This is a genomic window from Saccharopolyspora karakumensis (genome assembly GCF_004349225.1).
Taxonomy (GTDB): Bacteria; Actinomycetota; Actinomycetes; order Mycobacteriales; family Pseudonocardiaceae; genus Saccharopolyspora; species Saccharopolyspora endophytica.
Genome location: NZ_SMLA01000004.1, coordinates 87,457 through 100,601, shown reverse-complemented (window position 1 = coordinate 100,601; position 13,145 = coordinate 87,457). Strand labels below are relative to the sequence as shown.

The 13,145-nt window shown below is 69.3% G+C and carries 12 protein-coding genes and 1 tRNA gene; 10 read left to right on the top strand and 3 right to left on the bottom strand.

Going from position 1 to position 13,145, the window contains the following annotated elements; genetic code table 11:
• Nucleotides 1-18 precede the first annotated feature (18 nt).
• Nucleotides 19-348, bottom strand: a complete 330-nt coding sequence (locus tag E1202_RS04155; RefSeq protein WP_132681173.1) for an FmdB family zinc ribbon protein — start codon at nt 346-348, stop codon at nt 19-21.
• 97 nt (nt 349-445) lie between these two features.
• The gene (locus tag E1202_RS04150; protein ID WP_132681171.1) at nt 446-1,042 is read right to left on the bottom strand and encodes a 5-formyltetrahydrofolate cyclo-ligase; all 597 of its coding nucleotides are present in this window, start codon (nt 1,040-1,042) and stop codon (nt 446-448) included.
• 37 nt (nt 1,043-1,079) lie between these two features.
• On the opposite strand from E1202_RS04150, the gene E1202_RS04145 reads away from it, so the two are divergent.
• From E1202_RS04145 to E1202_RS04125, 5 genes are all read left to right on the top strand, one after another.
• Nucleotides 1,080-1,982: a UTP--glucose-1-phosphate uridylyltransferase gene (locus E1202_RS04145; protein WP_132681169.1), complete on the top strand. Its 903-nt coding sequence runs from the start codon at nt 1,080-1,082 to the stop codon at nt 1,980-1,982.
• Between the two features lie 60 nt (nt 1,983-2,042).
• Entirely contained in the window at nt 2,043-3,266 is a 1,224-nt protein-coding gene (glp, locus tag E1202_RS04140) for a molybdotransferase-like divisome protein Glp (RefSeq protein ID WP_132681167.1), read from the top strand.
• A 6-nt stretch (nt 3,267-3,272) separates the two neighbouring features.
• Nucleotides 3,273-3,938: a GNAT family N-acetyltransferase gene (locus E1202_RS04135; RefSeq protein ID WP_132681165.1), complete on the top strand. Its 666-nt coding sequence runs from the start codon at nt 3,273-3,275 to the stop codon at nt 3,936-3,938.
• Between the two features lie 265 nt (nt 3,939-4,203).
• Complete coding sequence (locus tag E1202_RS04130) at nt 4,204-5,085, top strand: gephyrin-like molybdotransferase receptor GlpR (RefSeq protein ID WP_132681163.1); 882 nt, start codon at nt 4,204-4,206, stop codon at nt 5,083-5,085.
• 91 nt (nt 5,086-5,176) lie between these two features.
• Nucleotides 5,177-5,249 (top strand) — tRNA-Ala (locus E1202_RS04125).
• Nucleotides 5,250-5,474: 225 nt separating this feature from the next.
• Here E1202_RS04125 and E1202_RS04120 read toward each other — a convergent pair.
• Nucleotides 5,475-6,410: an AraC family transcriptional regulator gene (locus tag E1202_RS04120; protein ID WP_132681161.1), complete on the bottom strand. Its 936-nt coding sequence runs from the start codon at nt 6,408-6,410 to the stop codon at nt 5,475-5,477.
• A gap of 193 nt (nt 6,411-6,603) precedes the next feature.
• On the opposite strand from E1202_RS04120, the gene E1202_RS04115 reads away from it, so the two are divergent.
• From E1202_RS04115 to E1202_RS04095, 5 genes are all read left to right on the top strand, one after another.
• Complete coding sequence (locus E1202_RS04115; RefSeq protein ID WP_132681159.1) at nt 6,604-7,161, top strand: flavin reductase family protein; 558 nt, start codon at nt 6,604-6,606, stop codon at nt 7,159-7,161.
• Between the two features lie 156 nt (nt 7,162-7,317).
• Complete coding sequence (locus E1202_RS04110; protein WP_235877704.1) at nt 7,318-8,796, top strand: 4-hydroxyphenylacetate 3-hydroxylase family protein; 1,479 nt, start codon at nt 7,318-7,320, stop codon at nt 8,794-8,796.
• 96 nt (nt 8,797-8,892) lie between these two features.
• Nucleotides 8,893-10,455, top strand: coding sequence for an adenylate/guanylate cyclase domain-containing protein (locus tag E1202_RS04105; protein WP_132681155.1), 1,563 nt, complete (start codon nt 8,893-8,895; stop codon nt 10,453-10,455).
• A gap of 256 nt (nt 10,456-10,711) precedes the next feature.
• Nucleotides 10,712-11,905: a glycoside hydrolase family 64 protein gene (locus E1202_RS04100; RefSeq protein ID WP_132681153.1), complete on the top strand. Its 1,194-nt coding sequence runs from the start codon at nt 10,712-10,714 to the stop codon at nt 11,903-11,905.
• 134 nt (nt 11,906-12,039) lie between these two features.
• On the top strand, nt 12,040-12,864 hold the full coding sequence (locus E1202_RS04095; protein ID WP_235877673.1) for an NBR1-Ig-like domain-containing protein: 825 nt from the start codon (nt 12,040-12,042) through the stop codon (nt 12,862-12,864).
• The last annotated feature ends 281 nt before the right edge of the window (nt 12,865-13,145 follow it).

The following is a 13,145-nucleotide window of genomic DNA, read 5'->3' as shown; positions in this document are numbered from 1 at the left end:
CGGTTGAATTGTGCGGAATCAGGAAGCCGCGGCGGTGGTGCTGCTGCTCGACGACGAGCTCGAAGACGACGAGCCCGAAGGGGACGAGTCCGAAGACGACGAGCTCGACGACGAACCGGAGTCCGAGGAGCTCGAGGAGGACGACGAACCGCTCGCGTTCGACGAGGACGACGACCGGTTGTCGGTCCGGTAGAAGCCGCTGCCCTTGAACACGATGCCGACGGCGTTGAACAGCTTGCGGAGTCGGCCGTTGCACTGCGGGCACTCGGTGAGGGAGTCCTCGCTGAACGACTGCACCTGCTCGAAGCGATGGTCACATTCGGTGCAGGCGTACTGATATGTGGGCACGGCCGCGAACCTCCGAAATCTGGGCTTGGCACTCAAACTACGGGAGTGCTAACCCGATAATGCTAGACAACAGGTGTCCAGTGCAAACAGTGCTACGTCACAACGGCAGCTTCACGACTCCGCGCGCGGGGGTGATGACGCTGGTCATCCGCACGTCGTGGTCCTCGCCGGGCAGCGATGGGACGAACTCGGAATCGCGCACCACGCCCAGCAGCTCCGCCGCCGGATCGCGCAGCACCAGTGACCGGTCGTAGTACCCGGCACCGCGCCCGAGCCGGATGCCCTGGTGATCGATGCCCAGCGCGGGCACCAAGATCACCTCGGCCTGGCCGATCGCCGCAGAGCCGAGCCGCTCGCCCGCGGGTTCCAGCAGTCCGAACGTGGCCGGTCGAAGCGAGTCCGGGCCGGTGTACTCGGCCCACTCCAGCGGCTGCTGCTTGCCCGCCACGATCGGAAGCAGCACGCGCAGGCCCGCCTCGTGCAGCACCGACGGGACGTCCGCTCCCGGCTCCGGGCCGACGGGCACGTAGGCGGCCACCGCGCTCAGCTCGCGTTGGGCCAACCAGCCCAGCAAGTTCGACAGAAGTGCCTGGTCGTCGGCTTTCCTGGCTGGTTCGTCCAGCTCGTCGCGTTGGAGCAGGAGTTGGCTCCGCCATTCCGCTTTCGACGTACGAAATTCATCCAGTGAGCTCACGGGTTCACTGTAGGTTTGACCGATAAGCTGCGGCGTCATGAGCAGCCCGACGAGCACGCCGACCGCGTTCCGGACCGCCATCGTGCCGGCGGCAGGACTGGGGACCAGGTTCCTGCCCACCACGAAAGCGGTGCCCAAGGAGTTGCTCCCGGTCGTGGACACCCCCGGGATCGAGCTGGTGGCGGCCGAGGCGGCCGAGGCCGGTGCGCAGCGCCTGATCATCGTCACGTCGCCCGACAAGGGCGCGGTCGCCGACTACTTCCAACCCAGCCCCGAGCTGGAGCAGACCCTCAAGGCCCGCGGCAAGGACGACCTGCTGGCCAAGGTGCACCGGGCCTCGGAGCTGATCGAGGCCGAGACCGCGCTGCAGGAGAAGGCCCTCGGCCTCGGGCACGCCGTGGGGTGCGCCGAATCCGCCCTCGCCGACGACGATGACGCGGTCGCCGTGCTGCTGCCCGACGACCTGGTGCTGCCGACCGGGGTGCTGAAGCGGATGGCCGAGGTCCGCGCCCGCTACGGCGGCAGCGTGCTGTGCGCCTTCGACGTCCCCCGGGACAAGATCTCCGCCTACGGCGCCTTCGACGTCGCCGACACCGACTCCGACGACGTCAAGATCGTCAACGGCATGGTCGAGAAACCCGCACCGGGCGACGCGCCGTCGACGTTGGCCGCCGCCGGCCGATACCTGCTGGACCGGGCCATCTTCGACGCGCTGCGCCGCATCGAGCCCGGCGCCGGTGGCGAACTTCAGCTCACCGATGCCGTAGCGTTGCTGATCTCCGAGGGACACCCGGTTCACGTCGTGGTCCATCACGGTGGGCGACACGACTTGGGAAATCCTGGCGGTTTCCTGAAAGCTGCGGTGGACTTCGCGCTAGCGGATCCCGAGTACGGGCCGGACCTGCGGGACTGGCTCGCCGACCGGATCGACAGAAGCTGATGCCGAGCGCCGGGTAGGCCGACCCCGGCACCGGTGAGGAGCGGGGAAGAGGCGACAGCCATGAGGTCAGTGGACGAGCAGCTGGCGCGCGTGCTCACGGCCGCCGTCCGGCCCGCCCCAGTTCGGGTGGCGATCTCGGAGGCGCAGGGGCTGCTGTGCGCCGAAGAGGTCGTGGCCGAACGGGCGCTGCCCGGATTCGACCAGGCCGCGGTCGACGGCTACGCGGTGCGCAGCGTCGACGTGCAGACGGCCGCCGAGGAGTCGATCGTGCTCCCGGTGGTCGGGGAGATCCCGGCCGGTTCGCGGCAGCCGCGCAGGCTGCAGCCCGGTCAGGCGGTGCGGGTCGCCACCGGTGCCCCGCTGCCGACGCTCGCCGACGCCGTCGTCCCGCTGGGCTACACCGACGAGCACCCCGCCAAGATCACCGTGCAGCAGCCGGTCCCGTCGGCGGCGTTCGTCCGCCGCACCGGTGAGGACGTGCAGACCGGCGACGTCGCCGTGCGGCGCGGGGCGCCCATCGGCTCCGCGCAGGTCGGGCTGCTGGCCGCGGTGGGCCGCGACAAGGTGCTGGTGCACCCGCGTCCCCGCGTCTCGATCATCTCCCTGGGCGACGAGCTCGTCGACGTCGACCGCACGCCCGGCCAGGGCCAGGTCTACGACGTCAACTCCTACGCCCTCGCCGCCGCCGCCCGCGACGCCGGAGCCGAGGTCACCCGGGTCGGCATCGCCAGCAACGACCCGCGCCGGTTGCGCGAGGTCGTCGAAGGGCGGCTGCTGCTGTCGGAGATCGTGGTGATCGCGGGCGGCGTCGGCGGTGCCGCGGGCGGCGACGTGCGTTCGGCGCTGGCCGACCTCGGATCCCTCGACGACGACCGGGTCGCGATGCAGCCCGGCTCGGTGCAGAGCTTCGGCCGGCTCGGCCCGGACGAGATCCCCACGTTCGTGCTGCCCGGCAACCCCGTGAGCGCGCTGGTGGTCTTCGAGGTGCTGGTCCGGCCGCTGATCCGCTCGGCGCTGGGCAAGGAGAACCCGAACCGCCGCAGCGTCTCCGCCGAACTGCTCTCGCCGATCACCGCGACCAAGGGCCGCCGCGGATTCCTGCGCGGGCAGCTGCTGCGCGACCCCAAGAACGGCTCCTACCTGGTGCAGCCGCTGGGCACCTCCGGTTCGCACCTGCTGGCGTCGCTGGCCGAGGCGAACTGCTTGATCGTCGTGGAAGAGGACATCACGGAGGTCGCGGCGGGCGAGGACGTGCAGGTGCGGTTCCTCTCGCAGCGTTCGTGAGCGCGGATGCAGCCCACCGACTCTGATGGGTTCCCGATCGGGCGCCACCCCGGCTGGCCCGCGCGGCTCGGCCCGCTGCGGACCGCGCGCGGCACCGTGGCCCTGCGCCCGCTCCGGCTCCGCGACGCCGGGCTGTGGAGCCGGACCCGCCTGCAGGACCGCGACTACCTGCAGAAGTGGGAGCCGACCGCCCTCGGCGGCTGGCGGGAGCGCAACTCGCCCTCGGCCTGGCCCGCCCAGTGGGCGGCGCTGCGCGGCATGGCCCGCCGAGGCCAGGCGCTGCCGTTCGCGATCGCCGTCGACGGCGAGTTCGCAGGTCAGCTGACCATCGGCAACGTCGTTCGCGGCGCGCTGCGCTCGGCGTGGGTCGGGTACTGGGTGGCCAGCAGGCTGGCCGGTGGGGGAGTGGCCCCGGCCGCGGTGGCGCTGGCCGTCGACCACTGCTTCGGCCCGGTCGGGCTGCACCGGCTGGAGGCCACGGTCCGCCCGGAGAACGACCGCAGCATCCGCGTGCTGGAGAAGTCCGGGTTCCGCCGCGAAGGGCTGTTCCAGCGGTACCTCGACGTCGCCGGGTCCTGGCGGGACCACTACGTCTACGCCCTGACCACCGAGGAAGTCCCCGACGGAGCCGTCGCCCGCTTGATCCGCTCCGGTGGCGCCACCCGCTCCTGACTCCTGAGATCGAACGCACACCGTTACCACTGATCTGCGGCGATGCCCCTGAGGTTGGGCCGGATGGTCGTTCGAACGAGCGCATTCGGCGGTGCGGAAGCCGACACGCCGGTGTCGATGTTGCTCGCGACTGCTCTGTTCGTGCGGTTCTGTAGTCGGAGGCACACCTGTTGCGCGGCGTGGCTGCGAGACACGAGTGACTGATGTGACTAGCGTGGCGATCGCAGATTTGTGCACTGCCGGTGGCCAGGGGAGGTGGCGAGGAATGCCGAGCTCATTGATCTTCGCTGCGCTGGCGGCGGCCTGGTTGGTCGTCCTGGTGCCGATGTTCGCCCGCCGCCGGCAAGAAGTGTCCAAGACCACCGATTCCGCGCTCGCCGCCCGAGTCGTGCGACGCGGCAGTGATCGGCGACCGGCGAGGTCGGAAGCCGCGACAACCGACAGGGTGGAGGTCGGGATGCCTGAACCCGGGCTGGACGTGGACGAGCAGGACGTGGACGAGACCTTCGAGGAGCACGACGAGGACTGGCGCCGCGTCAACAGCGAGGACGTCCGCGCCGGGCGCCGCTACCGTCCTGGCCGGGGCGGCTACGACCCCGAAGCCGCGGCGCTGGTCGCCCGCGCCAAGTACGCCCGCAGGCAGCGCATCGTCCTCACGATGCTGCTCCTGGCGGTGACCACCGGGTTGCTGGCCGCGCTGCTGTGGCCGGTCCTGTGGTGGGGGCACGCCGTCGTCGACCTGTCGCTGGTCGGCTACCTCACCTACCTGCGCAGGCAGGTCCGCATCGAAGAGGACATCCGGGCCCGCCGCCTCGCCCGCATCAACGGCGAGCGCGACGACTTCGAGCGCGAAGAGGACGAGGTCGACGAATACGACGAGCGCGACGACTACCGCCGCGACGACCTCGACGACGACTACGACTACGCCGGTGACCCGGAGTTCGACGAGCTCGGCGAGTTCGTCGAGGACTACGAGGACGAGGTCGCCGACGACCGCAGGCCGGAGCCCGTGTCCGCCCAGGACCGCACCGCCGACATCCGTCCCGCCGTCCCCGGCGTCCGCGTCGAGATCGACGACGAGGACCCGGTCTTCGACGAGCTCGACGAGCGCACCTGGGAGCCCTACCGGAGGGCAGCGGGCGAGTGATCCTCGCGAAGAGGGGGGTGCCGCGAGACCCCGATGCGGGACTTGCTAAGCTTCCCTCACAACAAAGCCGGAGGGCTCGAACTTCCGGTGAGGGGCTGTAGCGCAGTTGGTAGCGCGTCTCGTTCGCATCGAGAAGGTCAGGGGTTCGATTCCCCTCAGCTCCACTCCGCGATTGGAACGCCCTGCTCAACGCAGGGCGTTTTCGCTTTATCGCTCCGTCATTATTTTTGGGGGAGCGACTCCCCCAAGCCCCCTGCGGTGCGGTGGTCGCCTTTCTCTGGTCCCCTCGCCTTTGGCGTCGCTCTCGGGCTGGGCATTTCTCAGCGATCCAGGTTCTGCACGCCTTTAGCCCTAGCCCTGTCTGCGTTTTTGCAGGTGGGGCTCTCCTTCTAGGTGCAGCGGAGGGTGTGGGAGGGGGTTACTCCGTAGTGGTTCTTGTAGGCGGCTGCGAATCTCCCCAGGTGGGTGAAGCCCCAGCGGTAGGCCGCTTCGGTGACCGAGTCCGCGTTTCCGGCCAGCAGGTCCGCGTGCACTCGTCGCAGCCTGATCGAGGTCAGCTCCTGCGTCGGGGTGGAGCCCAAGTAGTGCCGGAAGCCCTGTTGGAGGCGTCGGATTCCGACGCCGGCGGTGCGGGCGAGGTCCGAAGCCGTCCAGTCCCGCGCCGGGTCCTCCTCCATCGCCGCGACCACTCTGGACACGATCCGCGGGCGGATCTCGCCCTGCATCGGCTCTTCCGGGAAGCAGGCGGTGACGAACGCGGCAGACAGCGTGCCCGCCAGCCGGCGGCTCACCCGGGGATCGCGCGCGAGCTCGGGGGAGACCAGCGCTTCCGCCCCGATGGAGGTCAGCAGCGCCATCCAGGTCCGGCCGCCACCGGTGCGCAGGTCCAGCTGCGCGGGCAGCCGATCGACGTGCATGCCGACGAGCGCGGAGACCTCGTCGGCGAGGTAGTCGCGGTCCACGCGCATCCCGACGATCGAGCAATCCGCTGACCAGCGGGTCATCCGGGTCGGCTGGTCCGGCGGGCAGACCGTCGCCTGCCCGTCCAGCGAGAGGACGTGCCGACCGCCGACGCGGGCCTCGAGGACCCCGCTGCGCGGCACGTTCACGGCCCAGGCACCCGGGTGGTCGGACTCGACGGCGACCTCCGAGCCCCAGCCGATGCGCGCCAGCCGGATCGGGCCGAGGTCCACGGCCCGCAGCTCAGCAGGGCCCGCCGCCTGCGCTCTGATCGCCAGATCGTGGGGGAAGTAGGCGCGCGCGACCGAGGCCGAGAAGCCGTCCAGCTCCTCGGGTGAGGCCGTCAACGTGCCGGTCGTGCTCATACCACTCCTTCGTGATGCACCCGATCGTACGTGCTCGGGAGTGGCGCGCATAACAGTTCGACGCTGTCCGGTTCGCAATCCGGATCGGACGTTCGCAGAGCGGATCGCCCGGGACATCGGCTCGACCTAGCGTCACCGCTTAGTTCCGGCCCGCGCATTCCCGCAGGTCTTGCCACTGCGAAGGAGCAGAACAATGGATCCGCGCACCTTGCGATCGACCTTCGGCCGCTTCGCGACCGGAGTCACCGTCATCACCTGCCGGACTCAGGACGGGCGCTACCACGGCGCCACGGTCACCGCCTTCACCCCGATCTCGCTCGATCCGCCGCTCGTGCAGGTCGCGCTGACGCGCACGGCGAAGGCGGCCGGGCACCTGGAGGGGGCGTCGTTCGCGGTCAACGTGCTGGCAGCCGACCAGGTCGACGTGGCCATGCACTTCGCGGGACGGCCGAGCCCGGATCCGCTGCCGTGGCTGGACGACGCGAGCGCACCCACGCTCGCGGGAACCGCCGCGTCGATCATCTGCGACCCCTGGCGCGCCGACGACGGCGGTGATCACGTGCTCTTCCTCGGCGAATGCGTCGAAGTCCGCACGACCGACCGGGCTCCGCTGCTGTTCCACAACAGCGCCTTCCACCACATCGGGCAGCGCACGTCCGAAACCGTCTGGCTCGGATGCCAGGACGACCCGCACGCCGGCTGGTTCGACGCGACGGCGCGGTTCCACCCCGTTCCCGCGCGGTCCAGCTGAGGTCCCCGCACACCACCATCGAGATCAAAGGAGAAGCAGATGGCTGACACCCTCACCTCCGCTGCCGAGGAGTCGGAGTTCGCGGCGAGCGCGCCCGAGGTCAACCCGGCGCAGGACGCTCCCGCCAACCGGCAGACGAACTTCGCCTCGCGGCCGATGACCGGCGACGAGTACGTCGAGAGCCTCCGCGACGGCCGGGAGATCTACCTGCACGGTGAGCGGGTCAAGGACGTCACCGCGCACCCCGCCTTCCGCAACCCCGTCCGCATGACCGCGCGCCTGTACGACGCGCTGCACACCGGACCGCACGTCGACGCGCTCACGGTGCCGACCGACACCGGCAACGGCGGCGTGACCATGCCCTTCTTCAAGACCCCGACCTCCTCGGCCGACCTGATCAAGGAACGCGACGCGATCGCGCAGTGGGCCCGCCTGACCTGGGGCTGGATGGGTCGCAGCCCCGACTACAAGGCGAGCTTCCTCGGCACCCTGCACGCCAACAAGGAGCTGTACGCGCCGTTCGAGGCCAACGCCGAGCGCTGGTACCGCGAGTCGCAGGAGAAGGTCCTCTACTGGAACCACGCGATCATCAACCCGCCCGTGGACCGGCAGCTGCCGCCGGACGAGGTGGGCGACGTCTACATGAAGGTGGAGAAGGAGACCGACGCCGGTCTGGTCGTGTCCGGTGCCAAGGTCGTGGCCACCGGCTCGGCGATCACCAACTACAACTTCATCGCCCACTACGGGCTGCCGATCCGCAAGAAGCAGTTCGCGCTGATCTGCACGGTTCCGATGGACGCTCCCGGTGTCAAGCTGATCTGCCGCCCCTCCTACACCGAGCAAGCGGCTCAGAACGGCACGCCGTTCGACTACCCGCTGTCGAGCCGGATGGACGAGAACGACACCATCTTCGTCTTCGACAAGGTGCTGGTGCCGTGGGAGAACGTGTTCATGTACGGCGACGTCGACCGGATCAACGCCTTCTTCCCCCAGTCCGGTTTCCTGCCGCGGTTCACCTTCCAGGGCTGCACCCGGCTGGCGGTCAAGCTCGACTTCATCGCAGGCCTGCTGATGAAGGCCCTCGACGCGACCGGCTCCGGCGGTTTCCGCGGCGTGCAGACGCGGGTCGGTGAGGTCATCGGCTGGCGCAACCTGTTCTGGTCGCTGACCGAGTCGATGGCGCGCGACCCCGAACCGTGGGTCGGTGACGCCGTCATCCCGAAGCTGGAGTACGGGCTGACCTACCGGATGTTCATGATCCACGGCTACCCGAGGGTCAAGGAGATCATCGAGCAGGACGTGGCCTCCGGCCTGATCTACCTGCCCTCCGGCGCGGCCGACTTCCAGAGCCCCGACGTCAGACCGTACCTCGACAAGTACGTGCGCGGCTCCAACGGGGTCACCGCCGTCGACCGCGTCAAGGTGATGAAGGCGCTGTGGGACGCCATCGGATCCGAGTTCGGCGGCAGGCACGAGCTCTACGAGCGCAACTACTCGGGCAACCACGAGAACGTCAAGGCCGAGCTCCTCTTCGCCGCGCAGAACCGCGGGGGCGTCGACCAGATGAAGGGCTTCGCGGAGAGCTTCCTCGACGAGTACGACCTCGACGGCTGGAAGGTGCCGGACCTGTTCTGATCCCCTCCGGGCAGCGGGCGCCGAACCACGCCGGTTCGGCGCCCGCGCTCGGTCTGAACTCGACATCGCGTCGCCGCGGTCGATTACCGTGGCGACGTGACTCCTGCTCGCGTCCTCGTGCGGTACCTCCCTGCGTTCCTGAGGGCCGACGTCCGGTTGGAGGACGCCGAGGGGAGGGTCCTCGCGGATCTGACGCGAGTGGTCGTCGCCGCGGTGGTGGTGCTGGCGAACCTGATCGGGACCGTGGCGGTCCTCGCGCTCAACCTCGTCGTCATCCCGCTGCCGCCGGACCGGATGCTGTCCAACGGCTTCTACATCCTGGCCGCCGCCGCGTACCTGCTGCTCGCGGCGCTGATCGGCGTCGTCGCGGGGATCCGGGGGCAGCGCGGGCTCAACCGGTGGCTCGCCTCCGGCGGCCCGGCCACCTCTCAGCTGCGGGCGGCGGTGCTGCGGTTGCCGCTGCGGGTGTTCTGGCTGCAGGTGTGGCTGTGGATCGGTGGCGCCGTCGTGTTCGCCGTCTTCGAGGCGAGTCGTGACGTCGAACGCGGCGTGTGGGTCGGAGTCATCGTGGTCCTCACCGGCGTGACCACGGCCGCGTGCGCCTACCTGCTCATCGAGCGGCTGCTCCGCCCCGCCGCGGCGCGGCTGCTCACCGGCGTCGACCCGAACGACCTGCGCGTCGGTCGGGGTGTGGCGGTGCGCAGCGTCCTGGCGTGGGCGCTGGGCAGCTGCGTGCCGATGGCGGGGTTGTTCATGCTCGGGCTGCGGACCTTGGCGCCCTCGCAGGTGACCGACACCGAGCTGGCCGTGGCGATGGTGGCGCTGGCCGGAACCGCGCTGGTGGTCGGGATGCACACCGTCTACCTGGCCGCCCGGGCGACGGCCGATCCGATCAACGGTGTCGCCGATGCGCTGGCCGAGGTGCGCCGGGGGCGTTTCGACATCCGGATCCCCGTCTACGACGGCACCGAGATCGGCCGGTTGCAGTCCGGGTTCAACGAGATGGTCGTGGGTTTGGCGGAGCGGGAGCAGATTCGATCCGCGTTCGGCACCTACGTCGATCCGGCCATCGCCGAGCACATCCTCCGGGAGGGCACCGATCTCGCCGGTGAGGAGGTGGAGGTGTCGATCATGTTCATCGACATCCGCGACTTCACCGGACTTTCCGAGACGATCTCCGCGACCGAGATCGTCGGCACGATCAACCGCCTCTTCGAGCGGGCGGTCCCGGTGATCCGCGAGCACGGCGGTCACGTGGACAAGTTCGTCGGGGACGGGCTGCTCGCGGTGTTCGGCGCACCCCGGCGCATCGCCGACCACCCGAGGCAGGCGCTGCTGGCGGCGCTGGCGATCGCGGAGGCCGTGCGCGAGGAGTTCGGCGGTGGCCTGTCGGTGGGGATCGGGGTCAACACCGGGGTCGTCGTCGCGGGAAACGTCGGTGGCGCGGGCCGGTTCGAGTTCTCCGTCATCGGTGATCCGGTGAACGTCGCCGCGCGGATCGAGGCCGCGACCCGGCAGACCGGCGACACGATCCTGATCTCGGAGCGCACCCGCGAGCTCGTCGCGGGCGCTCCGGCGGAGCTCGAAGAGCGACCGGACGTGGAGCTGAAGGGAAAGTCGGAACCGGTATCCCTGTACGCGGTGCACGTATCGCGGTAGATTTCGGTTCACTCGCGAAAATCACGGATTTTGATTGGCCGATTCGAGCGCATTCACATTTATCTGTCGGAATGTCGCCCTCGCCTTGCGCATTCAACGGTGAATGTGCGGTTGCGTTTAATAATGTTCAGGTGTGATGATTTCGGTCCTTTTGGGGGTATGGAAAGACTCGTCCAGAACGGCAGACTTCGGGATCGATCACGAGAGAGGATCGGCTGCCCAACGAGGTGGTCCCGTTGTCTCTGGAGGTATCCACATGGTTTCTCGTCGGCGGTTTCTCGGCTATTCCGCTGCGGCCCTCACGGCACCGTTCTGGGCCCAGGCGATCAGCGCTCCATTCGCCTCGGCGGCACCGGAAAGCATGAAGTTCGTGCTGCAGAACAACTCCGGCGGTCCGGCCAACGCGTACATCGCCGGATTCTCGGACGCCGAGAAGAAGGCCGTTTTCATCAAGGCGGACGGCACTCCGTACTTCCCCGAGGCGGGCGGCCCGGAGCCGGCGCCGATCGGCGACGACGTGGCCATCCCGGTCGACGGCACCGTCGAGGTGACCGTGCCCCGCATGTACGGCGCTCGCGTGTACTACTCCCTCAACGACACCCTGGAGTTCCAGGTCGTCCAGGGCGCCGACGGCACGACCTCGGTCGTGCACCCGAACTTCGTCTCCAGCGAGGACCCGAACTTCGGCAAGGACTGGACGTTCGCGGAGTTCACCCTCAACGCCGAGCAGCTCTACGCCAACATCAGCTACGTCGACTTCGTCGCCGCGCCGATCGGGCTGCACCTGACCACCACCGGCAGTGGTGAGCAGAGCGTGCCCGGCATGCCCACCGGTGGGATGGACAAGGTCGCCGAGAGCCTCAAGGGCATGGGCGGCAACTGGGCCACGCTGGTGCAGGAGACCAACGGCAAGGTCGTGCGGGTGCTCAACCCGAACCACCGCGCCGCCGACTTCGAGGGCTACATGGAGCCCTACGTCGACGAGGTCTACGCCAAGTACGCGGGCGAGTCGCTGTTCGTCGACACCCAGCGCGAAGACCTCGGCATCATCGAGGGCAAGGTCGAGGGCGAGGAGCTGGTCTTCGGCGCCGAGCGCTTCGCCAAGCCGTCCTCGGTGGACATCTGGGGCTGCAACAGCGGTCCGTTCGCCAACAACCCGGGCAGCGACTCGCAGGAGCGCCTGGCGATCGTGCCGCGGCTGGCGGCGGCGTTCAACCGCACGACGCTGCTGATCAACCCCAACCAGCCGCACGAGGAAGACCCGGCGACGTTCTACCAGAACGACATCACCAACCACTACGCGCGCGTGGTGCACGAGAACCTTCCCGACGGCAAGGGTTACGCGTTCGCCTACGACGACGTGAGCTCCAACGCCGGCGAGGACCACAGCGGCAAGGTCAACGCGGGCGACCCCGAGGTGTTCACCCTGACCCTCAACGCCCTGCGCTGACGAAGAGCGCGGTCCCGCTGCTGCGCCGAGGCGCGCAGCAGCGGTGAACGGCGGCCGATCCACGACGTGGGTCGGCCGCCGTTCACGTCGGCTGGGCTCGGGGGCTCGGTGGGCGTTGCGCAAGAATGAACGGCGTGGACGGTTCTGTGATCAGGGATGACGATTCGCGCAAGCGGGGTCGCAAGCAGCAGCGCCCGGACCCGCAGGAGAGTCCGGTCGCGGAGTTCGCCTGGCAGCTGTGCGAGTTGAAGGAAGCCGCGGGTGACCCGTCCTACGACCGGATGCGCAGCGAGTTCGGCGCCGCGGCGTCGAAGTCGGCGCTGTCGGCTGCGGCGCGCGGCAAGGACCTGCCGTCGTGGGAGACGACGTGGGAGTTCGTCCGCTGCCTCGCGGTCAGGGTGCTCGGCCAGGACGAGAGCACCGCGCGCCGGGAGTGGTCGAGACGCTGGGAATCGGCCCGGACCGTTCCCGAACCCGCCCCCGAGCCTGCTCCCGAACCACCCCTGCCGGAGCCCCGGCGGTGGCCGAAGTGGCTGGTCGCGGCCATCGTGGCGGTCCTCGTCGTGGCCGGTGCGGTCTGGTGGTGGATGCCGGAGCAGCGCCCGATCCCCGGGGACGCGTCGTTGATGCTCAGCGAAACCGTCCCGGACGGCACCGAGTTCGCGATGCGGCAGAACTTCGCCAAGACCTGGGAGGTCCGCAACGTCGGCAGGGAACCGTGGGAGGGCCGGTACCTGGCGCAGGTCTTCCGCGAGGGGGACGCGGCGTGCACCGCTCCGCAACGGGTCTCGGTCGGCGAAGTGGCGCCCGGCGAAACGGTCACGCTCGCCGTTCCGGTCTTCACCGGCAACGAGCCCGGCCGCTGCAAGATCGCGTGGAAGATGGTCGACGAGGACGGCCGGCAGTTCTTCCCCGAGGACCTCCGTCCCGTCTTCTTCGACATCCAGATCCGGCCTTGACCCCCGCGGGACTCCCCGGCACCCCCTGTCGGCCGAGGAGTCCCGCTCGGGTCGACGCCCACGTTAGGCACCCGGCGGCCCGAGATCCACGGATCAATGGGCACACCTGCACGGCGAGACATTTCCGGAAGTCTTCGCAGCTCACAGCTTTGGCCAAGCCGACCGCTCGGACAAAACCGCGGCCTCAGGAGCCGTCCGTTCGTCCACGCGGCCGGGAAGATGGCGCTGTCCGCGGTCGCCGACCTGGACCTGGCGTACCGGATTACTCCAGCTTTCCGTCA